Raw genomic sequence first — 26,303 nt, forward strand, 5'->3', positions numbered from 1 at the left:
ACGATCTTTCAGGCCAGCGGGAGAGCGGCAGACGTGACGAGTAACTCGAAGCGAATTGCTGTAGTGACCCTGTTCCCCGAGATGTTTGCAGCCATCAGTGATTACGGTATTACCAGCCGCGCGATAAATCAGGGGCTGGTTGAGCTGGAGATGTGGAATCCCCGGCAATTTACCAAAGATCGCCACCAGACGGTGGATGATCGACCCTATGGTGGTGGTCCGGGCATGCTGATGATGATTCAGCCGCTGCGGGAGGCCATAGCCGAAGCCCGGGTCTGGGCCGATTGCCGTGAGAACGGCGGAGCAGGCTGCAAAGTGGTTTACCTGTCGCCTCAGGGCAGGCAGTTGGATCAGCAGGGTGCCACTGAGTTGGCAGAAGGGCAGAATCTGGTACTGATCGCCGGCCGTTATGAAGGCATTGATGAACGCCTGATTGAGCTGGAAGTGGACGAAGAATGGTCCATTGGTGATTACGTACTGAGCGGCGGCGAGCTCGCTGCAATGGTTTTGATTGACAGTGTGACCCGACTATTGCCGGGCGCATTGGGGCATGCACAATCCGCAGAGCAGGATTCTTTTACAGATGGCTTGCTGGATTGCCCACACTATACGCGGCCAGAAGTATTTGAAGGTCGTGCGGTTCCGGAAGTGCTTTTGTCCGGCAACCACGAAAAAATCCGGCGCTGGCGATTACAGCAGGCGTTGGGCAGAACCTGGCAGCGTCGCCCGGATCTGCTGGATAAATTAGATCTGACTGCCGAACAAAGTGCTTTGCTGGAAAGTTTCCAGCAAAGCGCGGGTTCTGATAAAGAATCCAATGGTGGTCGGGACGATTAACCGGGGAACTTACGGTGGGTCAAACCTGATACAGAATACCCTGTACAGGAGCCAACTATCGTTCCTCATATAGCTGTGAAGCTACACTACTGACTCTAAAGGAGCAGACCATGAGCAACAAAATCATCCAGGAACTGGAAAACGAACAACTGAAAAAAGACCTGCCTGAATTTTCTCCAGGTGACACTGTTGTTGTCCAGGTTAAAGTAAAAGAAGGTACCCGCGAGCGTCTGCAGGCGTTTGAAGGTGTAGTGATCGGCATTCGCAGCCGTGGTCTGAACTCTGCTTTTACTGTACGTAAAATCTCACACGGTATCGGTGTTGAGCGTACTTTCCAAACTCACAGCCCGCTGATCGACAGCGTTGCTGTTAAGCGTCGCGGTGACGTTCGTCAGGCCAAGCTGTACTACTTGCGCAACCTGACTGGCCGTGCAGCACGTATTAAAGAAAAGCTGTCTGCCAAGTCTTAAGTTTTTTCTTAAGATTGGTTCGAAAAAACGGCGTACCTTCGGGACGCCGTTTTTTTATGTCTGTGATTTGGTTTCCGGCTGTGGTTAAGTGGTGGAAGATGAAAAATTCTGTGCCTTTTGGAATGGATTGGTTAGTGTGGAGCCATGACTAACGTGAAAACTAAGCTCAGCGAGTCTTCAAATTCGGCGGATAATGAGGTTGGTGTGTCAGTGGGTGCGGTTAATTCCACGATCAGGGCAGAAGATCAGCAGCTGATCGAACGCTATCTGGATGCGGTTTGGATGGAGCGGGGGCTCAGTGACAGCACTCTGTCGTCCTATGCTCAGGATTTAAAATTGTTTGCACGCTGGAGTGGCGAGCGGGTTGATTCCCTGCTTAAAGTCGATGACATTCGATTGCGGGAATACCTGGGTTACCGTCTTGAAGTGCAAAAGTCCTCGGCGCGCTCGACGGCGAGATTTCTTTCCTGTTGTCGCGGGTTTTACGCGTATTTTCTTCGTGAGGGGAAGATTGCCGAAGATCCTACGGCATTGATTGAAAGTCCAAAGCAGGGTCGCCCGCTGCCGAAGTCTTTGACGGAAAGTGATGTAGAGTCGCTACTGGCGGCTCCCGATGTTGAAGATCCCATTGGCTTGCGTGATCGCACCATGCTGGAAGTGCTTTACGCCTGTGGTTTGCGGGTCAGTGAATTGGTAGGGCTGAAACTGGGGGATGTGAATCTTCGTCAGGGTGTCGTTCGGGTCATGGGGAAGGGCAGTAAAGAGCGACTGGTTCCCATGGGGGACGAGGCTGCCCAGTGGTTGGTACGTTATGTGAAAGAGGCCAGGCCGCAACTGATGAAGCGAGAGCAGACTTCCGATGTGGTATTCCCCAGCAGTCGGGGGCAGCAGATGACCCGGCAAACCTTTTGGCATCGAATTAAACACTGGGCCCAAGTGGCGGGTATTCGTAAAGAGATATCCCCCCATACTCTGCGCCACGCATTTGCCACCCATTTAATCAATCACGGGGCAGATTTGCGGGTCGTGCAGTTGCTGTTGGGGCATAGTGATCTGTCAACCACGCAGATTTATACACATGTCGCCATTGAGCGGATGAAATCCTTGCACAGTGAGCATCATCCGCGAGCCTGATCTTGTTTGGGGTTTGGCTTTTTGAGGTATTAAAACACACCAAAAATCGACATTTGGGAACTGTACCTTGTGAAAGGGTTCCAAGAGCAGGATATGATAGTATGTCTGGTCGAAACAGACCGGACAGATTAAGACCAATTAATGGACAGAGGTTTGGGAATGCAACGAATGTTTAAGATGGTGTTGGGCGCGTTGGCGCTCACCGTAGGATTGAGTGCTCAGGCGGATTCTGCGGATACACCAGTGCCACCAAAGGTTTCCAGTGCGATTCTGGAGAAGCTGCAGGGCGCTCGCCCGGACTTTACCTATGGTGAGGTCACCCCAAGCCCGATCGAAGGCGTGTATCAGGTTCAGATTCAGGGTGGCCCGATGGTTTACGTAAGTGCCAGTGGTGATTATGTCCTGACGGGGACCCTGTTGGGGGTAACGCCCGATGGCTTCGTTGATTTGCAGGAGCTGGCCATGCAGCCGGTTCGCAAGGCCAAACTTGATAAGGTGGCTGCCGAAGATGAAATTATTTTTCCGGCAGAGGGCAAGCGTAAGGCGTATATCTATGTCTTTACCGACGTGGATTGCGGGTACTGCCGCAAACTGCATCAGGAAGTTCCGGAAATGAACGCCAAGGGAATTGAAGTACGTTATCTGGCCTACCCCCGTGCAGGCATCGGTTCCGCTTCCTACAAAAAAATAGCGTCAGCCTGGTGTGCCAAAGACAAGCCAGAAGCGCTGACTCGCCTGAAAAACGGCCTGCCTTCAGGTGCTGAATACTGTGAAAATAACCCCGTTGCCAGCCAGTTTGATCTGGGTGGGGCTTTAGGTGTTCGCGGCACTCCAGCTATCGTACTGGCGGATGGCAAAATGCTTCCGGGTTATGTGTCCGCCACTGAACTGGAAGGTATTCTGGGCCTTTAATTCCGGGCTTCGATTTAACGTCCTGCTCAGGCCTCAGCCCTTTTCCCTGTGTCGTCTTCACAGCAAGGGCTGAGTTTCGACTCTTTTCGGGTCGTTGTGTTTCTCTTCCTGTCGACCTCTGTTGATAGGCTGCCGCCAGATTTTTCTGTTGACCCTGTCAAACCCTCGTCCCCAGCGGGCTAAAGAGCCTAAACACGCTTGAATTGATTGACAGCGCATGGGGTGGCCAGTAATGTTCCCCCTTTTGTTTTCAGAGCAGAATCTGGCGATTCGTGGCTTCTGGAAAATTCATCCCGTGCTTAAAAATTGAGCGCTTCCAAGTAGAGGTATACACGTTGAAACCGGTAAGAATTGGTCTATGTGGGTTGGGCACCGTAGGTAGCGGTACCTTTAATGTATTGACACGCAATGCGCGTGAAATCAGCGCCCGTGCCGGTACCGACATTATTATTGAGCAGGTGGGCTGTCGTCGTGACAATCCTGCCTGCGACACCTCTGGCATCAACGTCACCCGCGATATCTTCGATGTGGTTCGTAACCCCGATGTGGATGTGGTTGTTGAGCTGATTGGCGGAACCACTGTGGCCAAAGAACTGGTGGAAGAGGCTATCGATAACGGCAAGCACATTGTTACAGCCAATAAGGCATTGATTGCCGAGTTCGGTAACGAGCTGTTTGCCAAGGCTGAGGCCAAAGGGGTGACCATCTCGTTTGAGGCTGCCGTTGCCGGCGGGATTCCTATTATCAAGGCCCTGCGTGAAGGTCTGAGTGGCAATAAAATCGAGTGGCTGGCGGGCATCATTAACGGTACCGGCAACTTTATCCTTACCGAAATGAAGGATAAGGGACGCGATTTTGCCGAAGTTCTGAAAGAAGCTCAGAAGCTGGGTTACGCCGAGGCCGATCCGACGTTTGATGTGGAAGGTATCGATGCTGCCCACAAGCTGGTGATTCTGGCATCCATCGCGTTCGGTATGCCTCTGCAATTTGACAAGATTTTTACCGATGGTATCAGCTCCATCGAGACCCAGGATCTGAACTACGCTGAAGCACTGGGCTATCGCATCAAGCACCTGGGTATCGCCCGTCAGACTGAAGCCGGTGTGGAGCTGCGTGTTCACCCGACGTTGATTCCTGCCAAGCGTTTGATTGCCAACGTGAATGGCGTAATGAATGCGGTCGTTGTGAAGGGCGATGCTGTCGGTGCGACTCTGTATTACGGCGCTGGCGCTGGCGCAGAGCCAACCGCTTCTGCCGTGGTTGCTGATCTGGTGGACCTGGTGCGCAGCTTTTCTGCACCGCAGGAAAACAAGGTCGCCCATCTGGGTTTTGCTGCGGATGCTCTGCGGGATCTGCCGGTTCTGCCGATCTCCGAAGTCACGACCGCCTATTATCTGCGCATGATGGCAGAGGATCGTCCCGGGGTTCTGAATCAAGTGACCCAAATCCTTAGTGATTCCGGTATCAGTATCGAAGCCGTTATCCAGAAAGAGCCTGAAGAAGGCAAGAATGTCGTGCCGCTGGTGTTGTTGACCAGCCGTGCGGTTGAGAAGCAATTGCTGGAGGCGATCGGCAGCATTGAGAGCCTTGAGGCAATTCAGGGCGAAATTACCCATATTCGGGTAGAATCTCTGGGCTAAGATTCAGAATAACAGGCTTTAAAGCCGTTGATTTGCTGTGTTGAACAGCAGTAGTAACCATATTTGAGGTTATCGTGAAATATATCAGTACCCGCGGCGATGCTCCCGCGCTGTCATTTGAAGATGTTGTTTTAACCGGTCTGGCGCCAGATGGTGGATTGTACGTGCCGGAAAACCTGCCAAAATTCTCTCAGGAAGAAATCGCTTCCTGGGCGGGATTGAGCTATCAGGAACTGGCATTCAAGGTCATTGCTCCGTTCGTGGCGGGCGAAGTGCCCGATACTGAACTGAAGAAAATCATTGATGATTCCTACTCTACCTTTCGTCATGACGCCATTGCACCTTTAGTGCAAACTGGCCATAACGAGTGGATTCTGGAGTTGTTCCAGGGTCCCACGCTGGCGTTTAAAGATTTCGCCCTGCAGTTCCTGGGTAACTTGCTGGACTACATTCTCAAGAAGCGTGACCAGAAAGTTGTGGTCATGGGGGCAACGTCGGGTGATACCGGTTCTGCCGCCATCGAAGGTTGCCGTCACTGCGACAACATCGATATTTTTATTCTTCATCCAAACAAGCGTGTGTCTGATGTACAGCGTCGTCAGATGACAACGGTTCTCGAGAAGAACGTCCACAACATCGCTCTGGAAGGCAACTTCGACGATTGCCAAAACATGGTCAAAGCCAGTTTTGGAGACCAGTCTTTCCTGCCGGAAGGGCGTCAATTGGTGGCGGTTAACTCCATCAACTGGGCTCGCATCATGGCCCAGATCGTTTACTACTTTTACGCCGGCCTGGCTCTGGGGGCTCCTGCGCGTCCGGTGTCCTTCTCTGTTCCTACCGGTAACTTTGGTGATATCTTCGCCGGCTACCTGGCCAAGCAGATGGGACTGCCCATCGACCAGCTGGTGATTGCCACCAATGCGAACGATATTCTGCATCGCTGTATCAGTGAGAACGATCACACTAAGAAAGACCTGATCCATTCGCTGTCACCAAGTATGGACATCATGGTTTCCAGCAATTTCGAGCGTTTGTTGTTTGATCTGTACGGCCGCGATGGCAGTTCCATCAAACAGTTGATGGAAGACTTCAAATCAGGATCCATGTCATTGAGTGAAGAAGCGCTGAGCACAGCTCGTGAGTTGTTTACGTCATACCGCCTTGATGATGACGAGATGATGGAAGTGATTCGCGAAGTATTCGATCACACTGAATACCTGCTCGATCCACATACCGCCATTGGTGTACAGGCAGCCCGTAAAACCCGTCGCCGTCAGGATATTCCTATGGTGTGCTTGTCGACCGCGCATCCGGCCAAATTCCCGGAAGCGGTTCGCAAAGCTGGTCAGACTGATGACCCGGCGTTGCCGCATCACATGGCTGATCTGTTTGATCGTGAAGAGCGTTTTGATGTTCTGGATAACGACATCGCCGCAGTGCAGAAACACATTGCTGCAAACGTTCGGGCTTAAAGCCGATTTGTTATCGGGTTTTCGAATCCGGTTAAAAAAGCCCGCCAATGGCGGGCTTTTTTATTGCCGGTGATTTTATAGAATACTGAACTTCACGCGAGCTTATCGGAGCGCTATGAACACAAAAATTACCCGCCGGACTGCAACCGCTTGGTTAGCCCCCTGGCCCGAAGATCTGCATCACCGCTTGCAACCGATTTATGCCAATCGTGGAGTTGCTTCCATGAGCGAGATGGAGCGCTCTCTGCAGGCCATGTTGCGGCCGCAACAACTCAAGGGCTTGGATACGGCAGTAGAGCGTCTGGTGAAAGCCATCACCGGGCAGGAATCGCTGCTGATTGTGGGTGATTTTGATGCGGATGGCGCTACCAGTTGTGCGGTGGGGATGCTGGCATTGCGGGATATGGGGGCCGCCAGTGTTCAGTATCTGGTACCTAACCGGTTTGAGTTTGGTTACGGTTTGACGCCGGAAATTGTCGAAGTGGCCAAGGGCTACAAGCCCGACCTGATCATCACGGTCGATAACGGTATCTCCTCCATCGAAGGGGTGGCTGCGTCCAAAGCCGCGGGTATTGGTGTGTTGGTCACAGACCATCACTTGCCCGGCCACTCGCTTCCGGATGCTGAGGCGATTGTGAATCCCAATCAGCCCGGCTGTGACTTCCCCAGTAAAAATCTGGCGGGGGTTGGTGTCATTTTCTATTTGATGAGCGCGTTGCGCTCGGCTTTGAGAGCGCAGGGGTGGTTTGCCAGCAAGGGAATACCTGAGCCCAATATGGGCAATTATCTGGATCTGGTTGCTCTGGGGACCGTAGCAGACGTGGTTCCGTTGGACAGTAATAACCGCATTTTGGTGCATCAGGGCTTACAGCGTATTCGCAGTGGTCGCGCACGTCCGGGGATATTGGCGTTGCTGGACGTGGCCGGGCGCCAACGACACAGACTGGTCGCGTCGGATCTGGGATTTACCGTGGGACCACGCCTGAATGCGGCCGGTCGGTTGGATGATATGTCGCTGGGGATCGAGTGCCTGTTGTGTGACAGTCCGGATCTGGCTCGCGAAATGGCCATTGAGCTGGATGATTTGAATAAAGATCGTCGCTCTATTGAAGCGGGTATGCAGCAGGAAGCGCTCAAAACACTGGAAACGCTGACCCTCAATGAGGGTGAAGAAATGCCCTGGGGATTGTGTCTCTACGATGGTCAGTGGCATCAGGGCGTGATCGGTATTCTGGCTTCCCGTATTAAGGAGCGCTTTCACCGTCCGGTCATTGCGTTTGCCGATGCCAGCGATGAAGAAATCAAGGGATCGGCACGTTCCATTCCGGGGCTGCATATTCGCGATGCACTGGATGCGGTGGCCAGTGCAAATCCGGGGTTGTTGACCAAGTTTGGCGGTCACGCGATGGCGGCAGGCATGAGTCTGAAAAAGAGTGATTTTCCCCGTTTTCAGAAAGCGTTCGATGACGTGGTGCGTCAAAGCCTGAACGCGGATGACTTGCAGGCGGAAATTTTGTCCGATGGTGAGCTGGCCGATGATGAGTTCAGCCTGTCGCTGGCACACACACTCAGAGAGGCCGGCCCCTGGGGGCAACACTTCCCGGAGCCTGTCTTTGATGGCGAGTTCTATCTTGTGCAGCAACGCATAGTTGGAGAGAAACATTTGAAGCTGGTGTTGGCCATCGATGAAGCCCGACAACAGCTGGTAGACGCCATTGCCTTCAATATCGATGTGAAAGAATGGCCCAATCACAATGCCGAGAAAATCCGGCTTGCTTACCGTCTCGACGTGAATGAGTTTCGTGGTCGGGAGTCGGTTCAATTGATGGCGGTTTATCTGGAAGCTGTTTATTAAAAGAGCTTCAGGGTCGGCCTAGCCGGAGTGGCGACAGTGTCAATCTGGCTTGCAGGAGGCTTTGTCCATCAGTGTTTGCAGTGCTGGCCAAAGATTTTCCAGCATCTGAGGTTGACCTTCTTCTGTGGGGTGAATGCCATCGTTCTGCATCAGTTCCGGCTGGTCGGCTACGCCTTCCAAAAAGAAAGGAACCAGCGCTACCTGGTTCTTGGCGGCCAGATTGGGGTAGGTATCGCTAAACAAGCGGCTGTAGCGTGGACCATAATTGGGTGGGATCTGCATTCCAACCAGCAGCACTTGTGCACTATGTTGGTGGCTGAGATCGATCGCTTTCTGCAAGTTCTTTCGCATGGTAGGAATCGGGTAGCCACGCAAGCCATCATTGCCTCCCAGTTCAAGAATCACAAGTGAGGGCTGGTATTTTTCCAGCAGGGCCGGGAGGCGGCCAACACCGCCGCCACTGGTTTCACCGCTGATGCTGGCATTGACCACTTCGCGGTCGATGCTGTTTTGCTCAAGGCGCTCTCTCAGCTGGGATACCCAGCCATCTCGCTCATCAATGCCCCATGCCGCACTTAAGCTATCCCCCAGTATCAGAATGGAGCCATTGTTGTCTGTGCAGGCAGGTTCAGCACGAAGGGGGCCAGCAAGGCCTAAACAAAGGCTCAGGCTAATGAGCAGGCGCAGTGTGAAGATGTAAGGTTGGCGGGTTATTGGTGCGCTCAAATATTCCATCGTGCCGTTATGTCCATCAAAGGTTGGGTAATCGGTTGTGTTGGCTTTCTATGCTAACACCGGCTGCTTCTCAGAGTCCCGAATCAGAGTAAAGTTCTGTGAAAATCTTGGACACTGACACCGCCCCCGATCAACATTAGAGTTGATTACCCATAAACCCTAATGCGACTACCGGAAAAGATATGCTGGAAGCCCAAACTCTGTCCAAGCAGGTGACAACCGCCGCAGGCACCCTGACGATTCTCAATGAGGTCTCACTGTGTGTCAAAGCCGGGGACAGTCTGGCCATCACAGGGTCTTCCGGTTCGGGAAAGTCCACGTTGCTGGGGATTCTGGCGGGGCTGGATGAGCCCAGCAGTGGTCAGGTCAAACTCCATCAGCATGAAATTACAGCACTGAACGAGGAGCGTCGAGCCAAAGTGAGGGCAGATCATGTCGGCTTTGTGTTCCAGTCTTTCCAGCTGCTGCCAGGACTGACGGCTCTTGAGAATGTGATGATGCCGCTTGAGTTGCATGGGGTTGCCAATGCCAGGGGCAAAGCCGAGTTTTTTTTGACTAGGGTAGGGCTCAACGGCCGTTTGCATCACTATCCTAAACAACTCTCCGGTGGTGAACAGCAGCGGGTTGCCATAGCCCGCGCCTTTGCCAGTGAACCCGATATCTTATTCGCTGATGAACCCACCGGAAATCTCGATTCTGAAACTGGTGCCCATGTCATTGATCTGTTGTTTGAACTGAACCGAGAGCAGGGCACGACTCTTGTACTGGTTACCCACGAACAGCGTTTGGCAGAACACTGTCGTCAGCGAATTCGCCTCGAAGGTGGCAAGGTGATAGAGCGAAAGCCGTGTGAGGCAGCCTGATGCTGAAGTCGCAGGTACTGGCGTTACGTCTTCTGTGGCGGAATTGGCGCAGTGGCGAAGTGCGTATCCTCGCCGGCTCACTGGTGCTGGCAGTTGCGGTTGTCTCCTGTATTTCTGTTTTTACCGATCGATTGGAATCAGCCCTGACCGCCCAGAGCCATACGTTTCTCGGCGCTGATCGTGTGGTTCGCAGCAGTCAGCCAATCCCCTCAGACTGGCAAGTCCTTGCCGATAAATATGACTTGAGAACGGCCACCAAAACCCAATTTGCCTCCATGGTGTTTGCCGGTAACGAGATGCATTTGGCCGCGGTGAAAGCGGTTAGTGATGCTTACCCATTGGTGGGTGAGTTAACGGTCAGTCAGCAGCCATTTGTCACTGATAAATCCTTGATTACCGTCGCTGAGGGTGGCCCTCCCGCCGGGGAGGCCTGGGTTGATTCACGTTTGTTGCCGCTGCTGCAGATCCAGTTAGGCGATCAGATCGTCGTTGGCGAAAAGCCTTTGACCGCAACCCGTGTGATTGTCGATGAACCCGATCGTGGCAGCAGCTTCAGTGCTTATGGTGCCCGATTGCTGATGAACGAGGCGGATCTGGCTGCGACAAATGTCATACAGCCGGGCAGTCGCATTGGTTATGGTTGGCTGGTTGCGGGCGATGAAAACAATTTGGAGTCGATGTTGGCAGAGCTGGCTCCCAAACTGACTTCCCATGAGAAAGTGGTCGATGTCGAGTCGGCCCAACGTGGCCTGGCGCGAACACTGGATACGGCTCGCAAGTTTTTAATGCTCTCGGCAATGATCAGCGTTTTGCTGGCCGGTGTGGCCATTGCGATTGCTGCACGTCGGTTCGCCAATCGCCATGTGGATCAGGTAGCGTTGATGAAAAGCCTGGGAGCGGGTTGCAGCTCCATTCGCCAATTGTACGGCATCCAGTTGCTGGTTCTCGGAGTGCTGGCATCGGTAATCGGTCTGGGACTGGGTGTACTCTTGCAGGAAGTCATTGCCTCAGGCGTTTCCTCCATTCTGCCGGTGGCTTTGGCTGCTCCACGTTGGACGTCCATGCTGCCCGGTATTTTGACCGGATTGGTTTGTCTGGTGTTTTTTGTGGCTCCACCGATGTGGCATTTGCCTACGGTGCCACCGCTGAAGATTTTGCGCAGAGAGCTGGCTGTAAATAGCGTCAGCTTTTACTGGCAAGCTCTGTTGGGGCTGTTAGCCATGGTAGTGCTGGTTGCCGTTTTCAGTGGTGATTGGTGGCTCAGCAGCAGCATTATTCTGGCGATGCTTGCACTATTGTTACTGGTGGCAGTATTCGCCTCAATACTGCTTGGTTTGGGACAGAGACTGGGGCGTCGTGCAGGCAGCGTCTGGCGCTTGGCGCTTGCCAGTCTGCAGCGCAACTCTCGTCAAAGTGTTGTGCAAATGATGGTTTTTGCTCTGGCTCTGATGTTGTTGTTGAGCCTGACCAGCTTGCGAACGACCTTGTTGCAGGACTGGAAGTTGCAGTTGCCACCGGAAACACCCAATCACTTTTTGCTTAACATTACACCTTCTGAATCTCCGCAGGTGGCTGAGCTGATGGAGCAGCAGAACTTAAATGTTCAGCAGCTGTTTCCGATGGTCAGAGCGCGACTCACACATATCAATGGCGAGGAACCGTCGGAAGACATTCGCAAACAGGCCGAGATGTTGCGCAGGGAGGTTAACCTGAGCTGGTCTGATCGTTTGAATTCAGATAATAACGTCGTCGCCGGTGAGTGGTGGGACCATTGGCGTGAACCCGGCATTGCCGGTGTTTCGGTTGAAGCGGGAGCTGCCAGTGATCTGGCTTTGGAGTTGGGGGATGACATCACCTTTGATATTGGTGGTCTGACTCTTGAAGCCCGCGTCGCAAGTATTCGTACCCTTAAGTGGGATTCCATGAATCCCAACTTTTACTTTTTGTTGTCGCCGGGAGCGTTGGATGAGTTTTCTCCCACTTACTTGACCAGTGTTTATCTGCCACCTGAGAAAAAGCCGTTTATTAACCAGTTACTCGGTCGTTTCCCCACGGTGGTGGTGATTGAAATGGATCGTGTGATTGCACAAATTCAGGCAATCGTTGCGCAGGTCAGTTCCGGGGTCGAATTGATGCTGGGGCTGGTGCTGTTGGGTGGTTTTTTTGTGATGTGGGCGGCAGTGGGGTCCAGTATGGAAGACCGCATGCAGGAAGCAGCCTTGTTGCGTGCTTTAGGAAGTAGTCGGCATCGGTTGTTGGGCAGTTTATGGATTGAGTTTGCCTTGCTGGGACTTTTCTCTGGCGTGATGGCTGCCGCGGGTTCGGAGATTTTGTTGTTGTCGATTCAGTACTGGGTGCTCGATATTCCGTTGAGTTTCCACTGGGGTATTTGGCTGTGGGGAATTCTGGGGTCGGCCTTGCTGGTTGGCACCTTGGGTGTGCTCTCCTGTCGAAAAGTTATCAGTACACCGCCGGGGCTGATGTTACGGGAACTGAGTTGATGGGCTGAAAACAGCCTGTTGCCTGGCGCCATAGTGGATATGGCGCCGAGCGGAAGGTTAGGGGAGTTAAAGGTTGGCTTCTGCGTATTCGGCCAGAATGGAGCGCGGCACGCCCTGAAGCTTGATATTGCCTCCATACTGGAAGCCTTTAAATCGCTCTGTTAAATAGGTCAGGCCCGAGCTGGTGGCGTTCATGAAAGGTGTGTCGATTTGAGCGAGGTTACCCAGGCAGATTACTTTTGATCCGCTGCCCGCGCGAGTGATGATAGTTTTGATTTGGTGAGGTGTGAGGTTTTGTGATTCATCGATCAGGATCAGACTGTGTTGGAAGCTGCGACCGCGAATGTAGTTCAATGATTTAAAATGCAGTGGCACTTTATTCAAAACGTAATCGATACTGCCTGAGCAGTCTTCATCGTCGCAGTGCAAGGCTTCAAGATTGTCGGTGATGGCACCCAGCCAGGGTTCCATTTTTTCGGCTTCAGTTCCTGGTAAGAAACCAATATCTTCATCAAGTCCCTGTGTACTTCGAGTCGCAATGATTCGGCGGTATTGTTTGGTGGCCACCGTCATTTCAATGGCTGCGGCCAATGCCAGAATGGTTTTCCCTGAACCGGCGGCACCGGTCAGATTCACCAGGTGGACATCGGGATCCATCAGTAAATTCAGGGCCATGGCCTGATAGGTATCTCTGGGCTTCAGCCCCCAGGCCTCCTGCTCCAGGAAACTGTTGGTGTCGATGTGAAGCAGTTGAACTTCGTCTGCCTGAACATCAATCACCCGACCGATAAAGCCCATTTCGTCGACAATAAACTGATTGGGGAACACTTCTGCCTGAAAATCTTCCCGGGGGATGCGGTGTACTGTGCGTCCCATTTGTTGTTGAGTTTCGACTTTCTGCACCTGATCCCAGAAATTGCCTTCTATTTCAACATAGCCCTTGTTGAGTTGTTCGATGTCGGTGACCAGCTGATCGCTGTGATAGTCGTCAGATTCAATGCCGCAGCCACGTGCCTTGAGACGCATGTTGATATCTTTGGTGACGAGTATGACTCGATGGTTGGGGTGTTCGTGCCGCAGCAGGCAGAGGTCGTTAATGATTTTGTTGTCGTTGAGGTGGGTCGGTAAAACCGCAATGTTTTCGGGAGGGGTGGTCATCAGGATGGAGAGTTTGCCGTTGAAATTGTCGTAGCATTCTCGCCGTATCGGAACGCCCCCTTCCACTTCTTCGGGGGTGGCTCTGCCGAGGATCTTGTCGATCTCCCGAATCGCCTGTCGGCAATCTGCCGAGAGTGTTTTGTTTCCGCTTTTGAGTTTGTCGAGTTCTTCCAGGACCGTCATGGGGATCATGACGTGGTGTTCTTCAAAGTTGAGTATGGCTGTGGGGTCGTGAATCAGTACGTTAGTGTCGAGGACGTAGAGGATGGGTTGTTTTTGCGAGAGTGGTTCCGCGAGCTGTATATCTACCATAAGCGAGCATCCTTCCTTCTGGCTGATAGCACGCACTCGAGTCGCCCGGCATTGCACCGGTTTACTCAGTGCTTGGAGAGAGTCTTAAGTCGCTCATTAGCGGGTAGGCTGATGAGAGTTTAGGAACTCTTGAAACAATTTGTACCAGAAAACAAACTAGGCTGGCAACATGACATTTGTGTGAAAGTGAAGAAATTGTCTTCAGTCTGAAACAGAAGCGCTTCTGGTTTAAAAATGAACAAATTTCAGCACTGTGTTTGGGCAACTTTTGAAATTAATGCGTAACAAGAGGGCGGGAAAGGTAAATAAATGTGACAGCAAATCGCGAGGCATGAAAGTAAAACGGATTTGCCGAACCTGACGAATCAGGCCCAGCGAATGGCACTCTGGTAGCGTTCGATATAAACGTGTTCTATACGTCCGGTGGCAGGGTGTCGGGAATGACGAAAGTTGTGGTGGTTATCCGTTGACCCCATATACTCCCAGCACAGCCCCTGATGAATGCACAGTGGATCGCCATTGTTGATGTCGTAGGAGGCCAGTTCCTGCCACATGCTGTCCCACTCGCTGTGCGTTGAATCCAGATATTCCATGCTCTATCCCCAGCGTTGATGTTTTTATCTTTTTTAATACAACAAGTTTGAATACAGCTATCGTGATACCGCGTTGAATGACGCTGATATTGCTATTTGTTAACTTCCTTTGTCAAGACTAGCTCTTAATTGATTGATATATATAGTATTTTTAAATACAAATGTGACATTTTTAGCAAAAATACCGATTTTAGAGGGGGTCAGACCACCAAAGTGTGACCGTGTTGGTGTAACCAGCGGCGAGCCAGAGCGTAGTTTGGCATCAGACTGGCCACCAGATTCCAATAGCTACGGCTGTGGTTGTGGTGAACGAGGTGGCAGCATTCGTGAGTAACCAAATAGTCCACTACCCATTCAGGCGCCTGCACAACCAGCCAGTTGTATTGAATCACCCCTTGGTGGGTACAGTGGCCCCATTTGCTCTTGGTTCGACGGAGCTGAACCCGTTGACATTGGGCTTGTGGAAAACGCGCCTGCAGTTGTTGGCAAACCGCCTGTGTCTTGGCTTCCAGCAAGGTCTGGGCCTGTTCTTTGTACCAGTTTTCTAATGCTCTCTGTACTGCACTGGAAGCAGGTCTGGAGGTGTCTGAAGTGATGCGTTTGGGCAGCGAAAGGCAAAGACTCTCGCCCCGGCGCTCACAGCTGATTTTGGCACCTGACAGGATGCGCAGCGTCAGCGGTTCTCCCAGCCATGGCCAGGACTCGCCCTCCGCGTATTGCCGCTCGGGAATTTGTTCTGCTCGATCAGCCTGCTGCTGAAGCTTGTCGCGTATCCAGGCGGCTTTCTCGTTCACCCACTTTTTCAGATCTCTTTGCGCCACCCGGTGGGGGGCAGCAACGACCACTTTGCCGGCCCGCACTTCAATGGCCGCGCTTTTGCGTTTGGACAGGCGAATGGTGTAATCGAACCCCAGATGACCCGGATCTTCCACTGTGATCAGGCGGGTTTGTGGTTTACGAAGCAGAGAGGAGAGATGGGATGTTGGCATGGCAGGATTATACCGATGCCATACCGAAAGCCCAGTCCGGGAGGGGCTCAAATTTCACCAAAATCTGTGATTGACCTTCCAGTAGGTGTAAGGTCTATGGTTGTAAACAGGTACCACATTGTCACTGTTTTCACAGAAGTAGGAGTGCCACATGAACATCAGTCAGGCCGCTAAAATCAGTGGGCTATCCCCCAAAACCATACGCTATTACGAGCGTATTCAGTTGATTGATCCTGCCAGTCGCAGTGAGAACGGTTATCGGGATTACAACCATAAAGATTTGGATATCTTGCGGTTTGTCCAGCGTGCCAGATCCACCGGTTTCAGTGTCGAGGAGTGCCGGCAACTGTTATCCCTGTACCAAAACCCCGAAAGGCACAGTTCAGAAGTTAAAGAGCTGGTGCAAGAGAAGCTCCAGAAGGTGGAAGATCAAATTGCCGAGCTGGAACACATGCGCAATACCCTGAAAGAACTGGTGACCCGTTGCCCGGGGGATGAAGCTGCACAATGCGCCATCATCGACAGTCTGGCAGAAAAGGAGGAACACTGAGATGACAGCGAGGGATATACCATCCGACCACGAGACGGAAAAGCACGCGCCCGGTTGTTGTGGCGATAGCAGCCCAGCGGCTACAGAACAGCAAACCGTGAAAACTGAAGCCACCAGTTCCTGTTGCGATAGCGGTGAAGATGCGGGCGGTAAAAAACGCTTTGACTGGCTGCTGTGGGGCAGTTTTGCCGGCGTAGCGCTGACTTATGGTTTGCATCTTCTGGGCCTGGGAGCATCGGCTCCGGAGTGGTTGCAAATCATGAGCCACGGCGTGTTCGAGCTGATGAACACTATGTGGTGGGGGGTGGTGGCCGCGGCTGTGTTTGTCGGCTTGTTAAGTCGAATTCCACAGGCCATGGTCACGGCAGTGCTGGGACAGGGCGGAAACTTGCCTGGGGTCTGGCGAGCGACTCTCGCCGGTGTGTTGATGGACCTTTGCAGTCACGGCATTTTGATGGTGGGTATGCAGCTTTACAAGCGCGGTGCGAGCCTGGGGCAGGTGATGGCATTTCTCATTGCCAGTCCCTGGAACTCATTGTCACTGACCATCATTCTAGTTGCCCTGATTGGATTGCCCTGGACCTTGGCATTTATTGCTCTGTCAATGGTTATCGCGATAATCAGTGGGTGTATTTTTGACCGGTTAGTGAAAGGTGGTACCTTGCCGGAAAATCCCCACACCAGAGAACTGCCGGAAGACTATCACCTGTGGACTGAAATGAAGAAGTCATTATCCGGTGTGGACTGGCGACCAGGCTTGTTGATCAGCATTTTGTGGGAAGGGATTAAAGGCTCGAAAATGGTGATCCGATGGCTGCTGTTTGGTGTCCTGCTGGCCACCGCATTGCGAGGTTTTGTATCACTGGACGATTTTCAGACCTGGTTTGGCCCAACCACGCTGGGGCTGATGCTTACCTTGATTGCGGCGACGATCATTGAGGTCTGCTCGGAGGGCTCTACGCCGATTGCGGCCGATTTATTGACCCGTGCCTCGGCGCCCGGCAACAGTTTTGCCTTTATGATGGCGGGGGTCTCAACGGACTATACGGAGGTCATGGTTCTCAAAGATACCACCAGCTCATGGAAGATTGCCTTGTTTTTGCCATTGGTTACCTTGCCTCAGGTGGTGGTTATCGCGTTAATCCTCAACGGCTTCTGAGTGGGCTTCGGCCTGATCGAGAATGCATCAAATTGGTTAATAAAAACAGACAGTTGCACAGGGAACGGGCGGTCAGTAAAAAGCTGATCGCTCCGTGACCAATCTGCTGAGTGCGGGGCTTTTACTGGCTTAGAGACAGTTGTCAGAAACTTGTCTACAGACTTATCCACAGCTTCTGTGGGTTGTTTTCACACGTTGATTCAAAACAACTTTTAACCAATTATCAAGAAGTTAGCACGACCTGTTATCGGGCACACCAGTCCATGCAGGGCGTTTATTCAACAATGGGGTGGCGTTTTAATCAGTTCAGCGCTTCTCCGCACAAAACAGATCCAAAAAGCGGCGGTAAGCGTATCCTCTGCTTTACTTAAAGGCTATTTGCCTCCTGCACCGGGAGGTCGTTACCGCAATAAAGGAGAGCTCTATGATTACCCTGTACCACCTGAACAGATCCCGATCGAAACGCATTATCTGGTTGCTTGAAGAATTGGGCGTTGAGTATCAGATTGAAGCCTTCCAGCGCGATAAAGAAACCTCCCTGGCCCCTGAGTCTCTCAAGGCTGTCCATCCCCTTGGCAAGTCGCCTGTGATCAAAGATGACGATGTGGTTGTCGCAGAGTCGGGGGCTATGACCGAGTACCTGATCGACAAGTACGCTGCCGATCGTCTGGCGCCACCACGGGGAACTCCCGAGTACATTGAATACCTGCAGTGGATTCACTTTGCAGAAAGCTCAGCCATGGTTCCGTTGCTGCTGAAGATGTTTTTGAACAAAGATGGGTGTAAAACCAATTTTCTACAGGCCTACGCTGATGGCGAAGCGATGAAAATTCTCACCTACCTGAGTGAGCAGCTGGAAGGCAAGGAGTACCTGGTCGGCAATAAGCTGAGCGGGGCAGATATCATGGTGTATTTTGTGGTGGACATGGTTGAACAGTCTGGTGGCCTGGCGTTCTTCCCGGTATTGGATGTTTATTTGAAGCGCCTGAGAACCCATGAGGCCTGTCAAAAAGCTGAGCAACTTGAAAAAGAATTAGGCTGAATGAACTGGCTTTAAACTAAAATCAGAGTTTACTGCTATGAAAGTGTAAATTTTGAACCGGGTTGTTGCGAGCTACTGTGACTTTTGGCAACCTTGTTCTACAACTAATTCAAGGAGTTGAACAAAGATGTTAAAGAAATTAGTGCCTGCTGCTCTGTGGGTCAGCGTAGCGGCGGCAGCAACCGTGAGTACCACAACCCAGGCAGCGGATGTTAAGGCGCAGATCAAACACCGTGAAGCCACTATGGAAGCCATTGCTGGCCACTTTACCGCGATCATGTCCACGATGAAGGATCCCGGCGAGTTTGCGCAGGACTATCAGTTCCACGCAGAGAGTATTGCCCGTTTATCCCGAATTGCTGCCAAGACTTTCCCGGAAGGCTCTGGCGAAGGTAAAACCCACGCCAAACAGGAGATTTGGGACAATCCTGAGAAGTTCAAAGAAGCGATGGAGACTTTCCAGACCCGTGCTGATGCCTTCGCAGACGCTTCCAAAGGTGATGATCCAAAAGCTTTCGCCATGGCCGCCAAAAACCTTGGTGGATCATGCAAAGGTTGTCACGACGATTTTAAAGACGATTAATTTATCGTCATTGAGCCAGGCGGCAACTTATCTTGCCGGCTGGCTTTGTTCTTGTCGTTCGCTGTTCTTCTCTGGTTCAAGCTATCCAGCTGGGCAACAAAATAAGCCCCCAGGCTGATCCCCCCGCCAGTGCCGCCAGAAGACAAACTCCCCATAAAGGCATCCGTCTCGTTTCCTTTGTTACGGCTTGGCTTTCATTTGACAGGTTCTTATGGCCGGTCACCATGGCGTTGACCAGCTTGTCTTTCTTTACAAACTGATAAAACAGCACCGCCGCAATATGCAGGCCGATAAATCCTGCCAGAAACTGCCACAACACATGGTGAGTTTGGCCGCCCAGCTCGACCCAGTCATCATCCATCCAGTAAACCCAGGGGCCTTCAAAAAAGTAATCATCACTGGTTAACAGGCCACTGAGTACCTGCAAAGTAATGGCACTCAACATGACAATAACCATCCAGGATCCCAGGGGGTTGTGTCCGGCATACGATTGCTGTCCGCGGACATAGTGAAACGCAGACGCAGGTGATAGGGGGAGGCGGGAGAAATGCCCGTAATCCCCGCCAACGAAACCGGTATAAAGACGAAAGAACATCAGCCCCAGAAGCGCGTAGCCACATTTGATATGCCAGTCCATCCAGTCCATATCACCGTAGAGCCCGGTGGCAAAGGAGGCGCTGATGAGGACAACCAAAAGCCAGTGAAACAGACGGGTGTGAAGGTCCCAGACGAAGGTGGGGGAAGGATTGCTCATAGTAGTGCTCATTTTACCTGTATAAATGAAGTCTATCGCGCAGGGGTAGTGTTGTTGGTTGCGGTGGGGGTGTCGTCATCTGACTCTGGTAATGACGACTTTTGAGCTGCTGCGTAGTTTTCTACCTGCTCCATTACTCGCAACACATTTCCGCCCATGATTTTAGCAATATCACTTTCGCTATAACCACGTTTCAGGAGCGCATCAATCAGTACTGGATAACTGGATACGTCTTTGAGTCCCGTGGGCAGGGTATTACCAACGCCATCGTAGTCAGAGCCCAGACCGATGTGGTCGATACCGACTTTTTTGCGTACCCGATCGATATGCGCGACTACGTTATCGACAGTGGCATAGGGGTAGGGAAATCGTTTGCGATAAGCCTCATCGAACGCTTTCATAACGTCAGGAGTGATCCGATCATTTTGCAGCTTTTCGAAAGCATCTTTAGCGGCCTGGTAGCGGTTACCCCACTCCATAGCCTCTTCGGTGACGAAGAAACTGCCAAAGTTAATCATGATTACGCCGCCATTGCTGGCGAGAGCCTTAAGCATTTTGTCGTCCACATTGCGCTCCAGCCCAGGGGTAAAGTGGCGCAGGGAAGAGTGTGAGGCGATAACCGGCACCTTGCTGACTTCGATTGCTTGGTAAAACGCCGCATCTGACACATGGGAAATATCCACCATGATTCCCAAATGGTTCATTTGTTCGATCATGGACACACCAAATGGACTCAACCCTTTCCAGATTTTGGCCTCGTCATAGGATGAGTCAGAAATGTGGTTGGCTTTGGAGTGAGTCAGGGTAATGTAGCGGATACCACGGTTGTAAAAGTGGGTCAGGTTGTCCAGATTTCCTTCAATGGCGGCACCGTTTTCCATGCCGAGTGGCAGGGATATTTTGCCAGCGGCAAAATTGCTGCGAATTTCCTCGGCGGTACGTGCCGGCGCAAACTTGTCCGGCGCTCGATAAAACAGGGCCTCGACCTGATCGATCAGCACATTGGCCAGAGCTTTGGCACCGTCGTTTTCTTTAACCGCAGGGATGTAAATCGACATAAACGGAGCGTCGAGTCCGCCTTGCCTGGCTCGGGGGTAATCAAAGTCCCCGCTCAGAGTGGCTTCTGTTACGTCTTCCCAGTGCCTTTGCAGACGGAAAGGTACATCGATATGGCCGTCCACAAGAGGGTATTTGTGGGCTATATCAATGGCTTTCTGGCTGGGTGTTTCAGCTGCTTCTGCGTAGCCGGCATGAGTGTAACTCCCAACCATAAGAGTGCATGCAAGTAACCAGGGTATGAAAGCAGCTGGCTTGTATAAACTCATGACTTCTCCGTTAAGTCCGCTTGTTTGGAGTACTGTTCTACACCTTCCGGAATTTCGAACCAGTTTTGTTTTTCGCTTACCCAGAGATGTTTACTGGGTTTTATGATGTCTGTATTCTCGAGAGTGCTGGGTTTCAGCTTGATGACATCAGGTTTTTGCGGGTCGTAATGGTAGATGCGATTGCCGCAACCCGGACAAAATGCGGCAGCGTTGATGTTGCCACTGTCCGCTGGCCTTTCCCAGTGTTGCAGCTTGCCTTCAAATTCAAGGTGTTCTCGCTTGACTACAGCCGTGATACTGAAAGCACTGGTGGATAACTTTTGGCATTCTTTACAGTGACAGCAAACCACCATTGCCGGGGCTTGTAACAGGCGGTAGCGTACTTGTCCGCATTGACAGGCACCCTTGATGGGATAGATGGAAGAATCCTGGCCAGCAGTGTCTTGCACGGGTAGCCTCCTTATGGAGAGGTCGATGTATGAATCGGTCGAAGTCCATTGGGGGTAACAGGCCGTAAAACCGAGTTGATGAGCCTGTGGGTTGTGAGTATTTCCATGAAACTCCAGTCGGTTGTGGCGGTATTGAAACACGGTGTGTCAGCCATTACCACCTTTGGACACGGGTTTTCAGGAGGGCTGTTAAGGCTTATGAGCCGCACAAAAGTTGAACTCCAGCAGACAGCGTTAGTCATAATACCCTATGCCATTTGTACCCATTACCACCGTCGGGATGTCGCCAGTCTCTGAGTTCAAACTTAGCGGATTGCCTTGGTGTGAAGGATAGAATTTGAAGGATAGAGTTTGATCAAGAAGATAAAAACAACTGTCCCAATGTTTCTGCTGGCCATCGCCGGGCTACTCACAGGATGTCAGTCACAGCCGGGAGAGATTAAAGCCCGCAAAGCCCTGCGTGCCGATTTCTCCGGTAACTGGGAAATGGATTACAGTCTCAACGACAGTGTGGAAGCCAAGCTGGATGCGTATTTTTATCGTATGCGTCGCAGCCTAAGTCGGCAGGCCGATGGCCGCCAGTTTGAGACTGGTCGCGCGGTTCCCATCAATCCCGGCACCGCTCAGACGGTTTTGGCGATGGCGCAGTTTGTCGAGAAGATCTCGCGGGTACAGGTGATGGAGATCGAACAAACCTATACCGATATTCGGGTTGATCGAGAAGGTACCTTTTCACTGAATTGCCACTTTCCGACTCAGGGACTGGAGCAGACCAACAACCCGTTTGCCACCGAAGTCTGTGGCTGGGACGGGCATCAGCTGGTGTTTCAGCTGCGCCTGCCTGAAGGCCTGCTGGTGCAACAGCGCTTCAGCTTGTCGAGCGGTGGTGATCAGATTAATGTGGCAACCACCATGATATCCGACCGTGCGCCTGAGCCCTTTACCCTCAACCGATCCTATTCCCGGTTCGACAAACGCAACCGTGGATTTACCTGCGAGCAAACGGTTCAAAAAGGTAAGGTATGTACTCTGTCGTCCGAGCCAGAGGACCTTCCCCCCGCACCTGATGCACCAAAACCCATGATTATGAATGCCGATTGAGAGCGAGGATGAACCTCAAAGCCCTGTTTAATGACACACTCCAAACCAGCAAGCAGTATTGGCAGGCGCTGGCCTCGCGTTTCGCCTGTCTGTTGTTGGTTGCTGGTGTCTCTCATTTGCTGGGCTGTGCAGCCCAAACTCCATCCCCTGGGGATGGTGAAACCATCGATACGGTGGTGATTAATTCTGCCGCTCGTACCACCCGAGAGTCTGCAATGGCTCTCAAGAATTTGAACGCGGTTTCAGGTACTGACACAGCGGATAGGGCTCCAGCCCTGCTGGATGTGGGGATTCTGATCTTTGAAACCACAGAAACCGCCGACAATTCCAGCCTTCGTCAGCAGGGTGTTTTCCCGCTAGTCAGAAAAGCGGAGTCTCGTTACTTGCCGTATTTACTGAGGCAGACCATGGAGGCCTCACGACAGTGGGGTGTGGTGCGGGTTATGCCGGATACTCACGCGTCTGCTGAGCTGGTGGTCACTGGTGACATTCAGGTTTCCAACGGTGAGCAGTTGCAATTGCATATTCAGGCTCACGACAGCAGCGATCGGCTATGGCTGAATAAGGTCTACCGTCAGCATGTGAGTGCCATGGCCTATGAGGATGACCAGACAGATCCATTCCAGCCGCTGTTTGATCGTTTGTCCCTCGATTTGATCGAAGCCCGAAATCGTTTGAATCGCTCACAGTTGGAAGAGATTCACCAGTTGGCCATACTGCGTTATGGGCAAGTGCTGGCCCCCGAGGCCTTTAAGCAATACATCCACAAAGATGAGACCGGGCAGTTTCATGTTGAACGCCTGCCTGCCCGGGATGATCCCATGCTGCGGCGGGTGCGCAAACTGCAGGAGTACGAATACTATTTTATTGATTCGGTTGATGATCAGTACTCGGACCTGTTTGTGCAAATGAAACAGACTTATCAGCGTTGGCGGCAATACAGTCGTGAACTGATGGTCTATATGCGCGACTATAAAGAGCGGCAGGCAGGCCAGAGCAGTGGGTTTCGACGCGGCAGTCTGGCGTCGATGAACGAGGTCTATGGTGACTATGAATGGTACAGAATGCAGGAGTTGAATCTGGCTGAGCTGGCTTCCGGTTTTAATAACGAAGTGCTGCCAACGGTTCTGACTTTGGATGATAACGTGGTGCAGCTGGACGGAAATCTGCAGGATCAGTACCAGAAATGGCAGTCTATCCTGCAGCAGATATTCAATCTGGAGCAGGGGCCGATTTAAGCATTTGTTGCTTTAGCCAGCCTTTCTGCTCGGGAAACCGCCATTGGAATTGATCAAAGTCGTCGGCGCGAATCCACATGGCTCTGTTGATTTCCAGATAAAACGGAGGCTTCGGGAGCCTTTCATTACTGTCTGCCTGACATTCAAACAGGTGAAAGCCATTGTCAAATACCCGGATGAGACGGATCGGCGTCACATTCAGTCCGGTTTCTTCCCAGGTCTCCCGGTGCGCAGTGCAGTGTGCGGGTTCCTGCGGATTACCACTTCCCCCGGGCGTACTGATTTTACCGCTCATCTCTTCAATCACCAGTAGCTTACCCTGATCAATACTCAGGCATCCTGCACTTTTCGCCGGTGTATCGACCAGAGTGTGGGGACAGGCTGGTGCACTGGGAAGGGTATCAGCGCATCCCGACAGAGATGCCGTTACGGCGAGGACAATCCCCGCCCACTGTGCTGTGTTATTTGCCATTGGTTGTCCGCTTATCGAGTTACAGGCTTCTCTGAGGAGGCCTATTGTAACCAAGTTCAGAGACTATTATGTGTCCTGTTTATGACTACCTTGTTCAGGGCAAAATTGTTCATGACAACACAGTTAATGGCAGCAGTGTGTCAGGACACATTCAGTCTCGTGCGGATTTAACTGGCGTAATGACTGCGACGGATAAACGGGTTAAACAAGCGAGCAAAGAAGCCAGTGAATTGAATCGGTGCCTGTACAGAGGTCAGGCAGATGCATTCGGCATCCTGACTGGCTATTGGCTGGTGGTGCTTGTCCTCTTTGTTGCGATAGATGATGTCACCCTTGTTATAAACCCCGGAATTGTCCGAGAAACTGCCCTGCAGAACCAGCGTGACCTCTTCTCCAGTATGATTGTGGGGTGCCACCTGTCCACCGGGCTTGATTCGCAACATTTCTACCTTGCTGCCATCCACATCGTTACACAATTTGGCGGCGTAAATAGAAGGGCTCAGACGTTTCCAGGGCAAGCCTTCCAGTCCATTGGGAATCAGAGGCTGCAGGCAGCGAGGGACGTCTGAAGGACCACTTTTTGAAATGCCTGAATCAGGTGCTTCGGTCTCAGGTTGAGAGTCTAGCTGTGCCATGACGCGCTCTTTGAGCGTGTCTGAGACGCTGGACGTTGGCAGCTCTGAAAACAGTTCGGAACCCACATGATTCAGACGTTTCAGGTCCTGTCGGCATTGAGCGCAATGCTGCACGTGAGCACTGATACACAAGGCCTGATTGAAAGGCAGGCTGCCAGCGGAAAAGGCTGTCAGCCGGTCGGCATGGGGATGGTATTTGATCATATTACTGGACATCATTTTTCATTGCCTCGAATGACAATTTCGAGCTTTTGCAGTGCCAATCGGATTCGGGATTTAACGGTTCCCAGAGGCAGGCAAAGCTCAGCTGCAGCTTCCTGCTGGGTTTTTCCTTCCATATACACTTTTCGCAGCACCTGAGATTGTGTTTCAGGCAGCTTCTTCAGTTCGCTGTGAATCTGCATAGCAGCTTTTTTTTGCAGAGTCTGTTCAAAAGGACCCGATTGTTCGTCTTCTATTTGGTCAAAGATCTCCTCTGAGGTCACCTCGCTGGCGTAGCGACCGTTGCGTCTGAGGTAATCAATCCGACAATTACGCGCCAGAGTGAAGATCCAGGTGTTAGGATTAGCTTTGCTGGCGTCGTACAGGTGTGCTTTGTTCCATACTTTGATCAGCACCTCCTGAACCAGCTCATCCGCAACCAGGTACGCACCGGGTTCCTTGGCCAGGCTGTATGACTTGAGCAAGGGGGCATAATGCTCAAACAGACGCGAGAAGGCCTCCCGATCTCTTTCGGTGGCGATTAGACCAATCAAGTTCTGTAACTGGTCTATCTCTATGGGTTTTGAGTTGTTTTTAACCATATTAGGTAAGTGCCTTGCTGCATCTTCGCAGAATTTACTTTATATACGGTGGTACGTCATCCATGGATCACTATCTTTTAAGGTTGGTTTTCTAAGAAATCAGGGAGGGGGCCATAACTGCATCTTTCTATGTGTCCTTATGATCCACTTGCGGTGCTTGGCCGTAATGATTGGAGAATACTTAATATCTGTCAATTTTCAGGATAATTTGTATCTGCTATGGAACACCTATCTTTGGAGAGCACAGGGTCAATGAAATCATCAGCTCAGCAGACAAAAATCGCCATTCCGGACGTCGTCAACCGATTCAAGGACCTCTATCGGGATTTCACGCAGGTGAAGGTTAATCAGTTTTCCCAGGTCTATGCCGACGACATTATTTTCCGGGACCCTGTCCATGAGATACGTGGTGCCGGGGATGTACTCGGGTACCTTGAAGGCGTGTGTGAGCGGGTAGAGTTCTGCCAGTTTGAATATCTCGATGAACTGGTCAGTGAAAATAAAGCTTATATCAAGTGGAACATGAACTTTCGGCACCCGAGTCTCGGGAAGGAAGTCCATACCGTGAGAGGTATGAGCCACATCGAATTCAGCGATCATATTCACTACCACGAAGATGTCTACGATCTTGGCGAAATGCTTTATGAGCATATTCCTCTGTTGGGCGCCGCTACTCGCTTTTTAAAGCGCAAACTGGCTGCCTGAAACCTGATTTTGTCCA

26 protein-coding genes are annotated in these 26,303 nt (G+C 51.8%); 16 read left to right on the forward strand and 10 right to left on the reverse strand.

Annotated features, from left to right (window positions below):
- Positions 1 to 33 precede the first annotated feature (33 nt).
- From trmD to recJ, 7 genes are all read left to right on the forward strand, one after another.
- Positions 34 to 837: a tRNA (guanosine(37)-N1)-methyltransferase TrmD gene (trmD, locus tag KOI40_RS17395; RefSeq protein ID WP_369413202.1), complete on the forward strand. Its 804-nt coding sequence runs from the start codon at positions 34 to 36 to the stop codon at positions 835 to 837.
- A gap of 110 nt (positions 838 to 947) precedes the next feature.
- Positions 948 to 1,307 carry a 50S ribosomal protein L19 gene (gene rplS / locus KOI40_RS17400; protein WP_216098828.1) on the forward strand — a complete coding sequence of 120 codons (360 nt, stop codon included), beginning with the start codon at positions 948 to 950 and terminating at the stop codon, positions 1,305 to 1,307.
- A 144-nt stretch (positions 1,308 to 1,451) separates the two neighbouring features.
- On the forward strand, positions 1,452 to 2,441 hold the full coding sequence (xerD, locus tag KOI40_RS17405) for a site-specific tyrosine recombinase XerD (RefSeq protein ID WP_216098829.1): 990 nt from the start codon (positions 1,452 to 1,454) through the stop codon (positions 2,439 to 2,441).
- Between the two features lie 159 nt (positions 2,442 to 2,600).
- A complete protein-coding gene (locus tag KOI40_RS17410; RefSeq protein WP_216098830.1) occupies positions 2,601 to 3,353 on the forward strand; it encodes a DsbC family protein in 753 nt (250 codons plus the stop codon).
- Positions 3,354 to 3,688: 335 nt separating this feature from the next.
- Positions 3,689 to 4,993 carry a homoserine dehydrogenase gene (locus KOI40_RS17415; protein WP_216098831.1) on the forward strand — a complete coding sequence of 435 codons (1,305 nt, stop codon included), beginning with the start codon at positions 3,689 to 3,691 and terminating at the stop codon, positions 4,991 to 4,993.
- Positions 4,994 to 5,067: 74 nt separating this feature from the next.
- Positions 5,068 to 6,465, forward strand: a complete 1,398-nt coding sequence (thrC, locus tag KOI40_RS17420) for a threonine synthase (RefSeq protein ID WP_216098832.1) — start codon at positions 5,068 to 5,070, stop codon at positions 6,463 to 6,465.
- A 115-nt stretch (positions 6,466 to 6,580) separates the two neighbouring features.
- On the forward strand, positions 6,581 to 8,320 hold the full coding sequence (gene recJ, locus KOI40_RS17425) for a single-stranded-DNA-specific exonuclease RecJ (protein WP_216098833.1): 1,740 nt from the start codon (positions 6,581 to 6,583) through the stop codon (positions 8,318 to 8,320).
- Between the two features lie 39 nt (positions 8,321 to 8,359).
- Here the strand turns inward: recJ and KOI40_RS17430 are convergent, their stop codons facing one another.
- Positions 8,360 to 9,055, reverse strand: a complete 696-nt coding sequence (locus KOI40_RS17430; RefSeq protein ID WP_216098834.1) for an arylesterase — start codon at positions 9,053 to 9,055, stop codon at positions 8,360 to 8,362.
- Positions 9,056 to 9,237: 182 nt separating this feature from the next.
- Between KOI40_RS17430 and KOI40_RS17435 the strand changes: the two genes are divergently transcribed.
- Together KOI40_RS17435 and KOI40_RS17440 are read left to right on the forward strand one after the other, a co-directional pair.
- Positions 9,238 to 9,918, forward strand: a complete 681-nt coding sequence (locus KOI40_RS17435; RefSeq protein ID WP_216098835.1) for an ABC transporter ATP-binding protein — start codon at positions 9,238 to 9,240, stop codon at positions 9,916 to 9,918.
- The gene (locus KOI40_RS17440) at positions 9,918 to 12,419 is read left to right on the forward strand and encodes an ABC transporter permease (RefSeq protein WP_216098836.1); all 2,502 of its coding nucleotides are present in this window, start codon (positions 9,918 to 9,920) and stop codon (positions 12,417 to 12,419) included. The genes KOI40_RS17435 and KOI40_RS17440 overlap by 1 nt, the downstream gene beginning before the upstream one ends.
- 66 nt (positions 12,420 to 12,485) lie before the next feature.
- Here KOI40_RS17440 and KOI40_RS17445 read toward each other — a convergent pair whose 3' ends face one another.
- The 3 genes from KOI40_RS17445 to KOI40_RS17455 form a co-directional block, all read right to left on the reverse strand.
- A complete protein-coding gene (locus KOI40_RS17445; RefSeq protein ID WP_216098837.1) occupies positions 12,486 to 13,889 on the reverse strand; it encodes a PhoH family protein in 1,404 nt (467 codons plus the stop codon).
- Between the two features lie 365 nt (positions 13,890 to 14,254).
- The gene (locus tag KOI40_RS17450) at positions 14,255 to 14,482 is read right to left on the reverse strand and encodes a hypothetical protein (RefSeq protein ID WP_216098838.1); all 228 of its coding nucleotides are present in this window, start codon (positions 14,480 to 14,482) and stop codon (positions 14,255 to 14,257) included.
- Positions 14,483 to 14,682: 200 nt separating this feature from the next.
- Positions 14,683 to 15,471 (reverse strand): M48 family metallopeptidase, encoded by a 789-nt coding sequence (locus KOI40_RS17455; RefSeq protein ID WP_216098839.1) that lies wholly within the window; start codon positions 15,469 to 15,471, stop codon positions 14,683 to 14,685.
- Between the two features lie 151 nt (positions 15,472 to 15,622).
- On the opposite strand from KOI40_RS17455, the gene cueR reads away from it, so the two are divergent.
- The 4 genes from cueR (at position 15,623) to KOI40_RS17475 (ending at position 18,805) form a co-directional block, all read left to right on the forward strand.
- Positions 15,623 to 16,021: a Cu(I)-responsive transcriptional regulator gene (gene cueR, locus KOI40_RS17460; protein ID WP_216098840.1), complete on the forward strand. Its 399-nt coding sequence runs from the start codon at positions 15,623 to 15,625 to the stop codon at positions 16,019 to 16,021.
- A gap of 1 nt (position 16,022) precedes the next feature.
- Positions 16,023 to 17,180 carry a permease gene (locus KOI40_RS17465; RefSeq protein ID WP_216098841.1) on the forward strand — a complete coding sequence of 386 codons (1,158 nt, stop codon included), beginning with the start codon at positions 16,023 to 16,025 and terminating at the stop codon, positions 17,178 to 17,180.
- 424 nt (positions 17,181 to 17,604) lie between these two features.
- Complete coding sequence (locus KOI40_RS17470) at positions 17,605 to 18,222, forward strand: glutathione S-transferase family protein (RefSeq protein WP_216098842.1); 618 nt, start codon at positions 17,605 to 17,607, stop codon at positions 18,220 to 18,222.
- Between the two features lie 127 nt (positions 18,223 to 18,349).
- Positions 18,350 to 18,805: a c-type cytochrome gene (locus KOI40_RS17475; protein WP_216098843.1), complete on the forward strand. Its 456-nt coding sequence runs from the start codon at positions 18,350 to 18,352 to the stop codon at positions 18,803 to 18,805.
- 76 nt (positions 18,806 to 18,881) lie between these two features.
- On the opposite strand, the gene KOI40_RS17480 is transcribed toward KOI40_RS17475, so the two are convergent.
- From KOI40_RS17480 to KOI40_RS17490, 3 genes are read right to left on the reverse strand one after another with little or no spacing between them, the layout of a single operon-like run.
- The gene (locus KOI40_RS17480) at positions 18,882 to 19,559 is read right to left on the reverse strand and encodes a cytochrome b/b6 domain-containing protein (protein WP_216098844.1); all 678 of its coding nucleotides are present in this window, start codon (positions 19,557 to 19,559) and stop codon (positions 18,882 to 18,884) included.
- A gap of 32 nt (positions 19,560 to 19,591) precedes the next feature.
- Positions 19,592 to 20,830, reverse strand: coding sequence for a dipeptidase (locus tag KOI40_RS17485; RefSeq protein WP_233710364.1), 1,239 nt, complete (start codon positions 20,828 to 20,830; stop codon positions 19,592 to 19,594).
- Between the two features lie 50 nt (positions 20,831 to 20,880).
- Positions 20,881 to 21,333 carry a GFA family protein gene (locus tag KOI40_RS17490; protein ID WP_369413203.1) on the reverse strand — a complete coding sequence of 151 codons (453 nt, stop codon included), beginning with the start codon at positions 21,331 to 21,333 and terminating at the stop codon, positions 20,881 to 20,883.
- 351 nt (positions 21,334 to 21,684) lie between these two features.
- On the opposite strand from KOI40_RS17490, the gene KOI40_RS17495 reads away from it, so the two are divergent.
- Positions 21,685 to 22,434: a hypothetical protein gene (locus KOI40_RS17495; protein WP_216098846.1), complete on the forward strand. Its 750-nt coding sequence runs from the start codon at positions 21,685 to 21,687 to the stop codon at positions 22,432 to 22,434.
- Between the two features lie 8 nt (positions 22,435 to 22,442).
- Positions 22,443 to 23,672 carry a hypothetical protein gene (locus tag KOI40_RS17500; protein WP_216098847.1) on the forward strand — a complete coding sequence of 410 codons (1,230 nt, stop codon included), beginning with the start codon at positions 22,443 to 22,445 and terminating at the stop codon, positions 23,670 to 23,672.
- Here KOI40_RS17500 and KOI40_RS17505 read toward each other — a convergent pair.
- The 3 genes from KOI40_RS17505 to KOI40_RS17515 form a co-directional block, all read right to left on the reverse strand.
- Entirely contained in the window at positions 23,647 to 24,144 is a 498-nt protein-coding gene (locus KOI40_RS17505) for an NUDIX hydrolase (RefSeq protein WP_216098848.1), read from the reverse strand. The genes KOI40_RS17500 and KOI40_RS17505 overlap by 26 nt on opposite strands.
- Before the next feature lie 167 nt (positions 24,145 to 24,311).
- Positions 24,312 to 24,998: a ChrR family anti-sigma-E factor gene (locus KOI40_RS17510; RefSeq protein WP_216098849.1), complete on the reverse strand. Its 687-nt coding sequence runs from the start codon at positions 24,996 to 24,998 to the stop codon at positions 24,312 to 24,314.
- A complete protein-coding gene (locus tag KOI40_RS17515) occupies positions 24,995 to 25,582 on the reverse strand; it encodes a sigma-70 family RNA polymerase sigma factor (protein ID WP_216098850.1) in 588 nt (195 codons plus the stop codon). Before KOI40_RS17515 ends, KOI40_RS17510 begins: the two co-directional genes overlap by 4 nt.
- A 252-nt stretch (positions 25,583 to 25,834) precedes the next feature.
- Here KOI40_RS17515 and KOI40_RS17520 point away from each other — a divergent pair, with 252 nt between their 5' ends.
- Entirely contained in the window at positions 25,835 to 26,287 is a 453-nt protein-coding gene (locus KOI40_RS17520; RefSeq protein WP_216098851.1) for a nuclear transport factor 2 family protein, read from the forward strand.
- Positions 26,288 to 26,303: the final 16 nt, after the last annotated feature.

This window comes from Pseudomaricurvus albidus (assembly GCF_018863235.1).
In the GTDB taxonomy this organism is placed as follows: Bacteria; Pseudomonadota; Gammaproteobacteria; order Pseudomonadales; family Cellvibrionaceae; genus Pseudomaricurvus; species Pseudomaricurvus albidus.